Raw genomic sequence first — 507 nt, 5'->3', positions numbered from 1 at the left:
ATGTTCTGATGCCGCAGATGGGCGAGTCCATCACAGAAGGCACCATCACCAAGTGGCTCAAGAAGGTTGGCGACACCGTCAAGCGTGACGAGCCCATCTTCGAAATCTCCACCGACAAGGTCGACGCAGAAATCCCGTCGCCCGCAGATGGCGTCCTGACCGAGATCAAGTCCGCAGAAGGCACCACCGTTGGTATCAACACTGTCGTAGCGGTCATCGGCGGTGGCTCAGCCGCCCCTGCAGCGGCACCGGCGGCATCTGCACCAGCTGCCGCTCCCTCTGGCACAGCGACCGAAGTTCTGATGCCGCAGATGGGCGAATCCATCACCGAAGGCACCATCACCAAGTGGCTCAAGAAGGTCGGCGACAAGATTGAGCGCGACGAGCCCATCTTCGAAATCTCCACCGACAAGGTCGACGCGGAAATCCCGTCCCCTGCCGCTGGCGTGCTCACCGAGATCAAGGCTGCAGAAGGCACCACCGTTGCCATCAACACGGTAGTCGCCC

Annotated in this window: 1 protein-coding gene; it reads left to right on the top strand. The window is 61.1% G+C overall.

The window, feature by feature from the left end:
* Nucleotides 1-507, top strand: a 507-nt coding sequence (locus JAO32_RS19725; protein ID WP_334243597.1) for a biotin/lipoyl-containing protein, incomplete at both ends; no start/stop codon positions are given.

Origin of the sequence: Terriglobus sp. ADX1 (assembly GCF_036877645.1) — a bacterium.
GTDB lineage: Bacteria > Acidobacteriota > Terriglobia > Terriglobales > Acidobacteriaceae > Terriglobus.
Note: the sequence above shows the minus strand (reverse complement) of the source record. Positions and strands in the feature narration are given on the sequence as shown.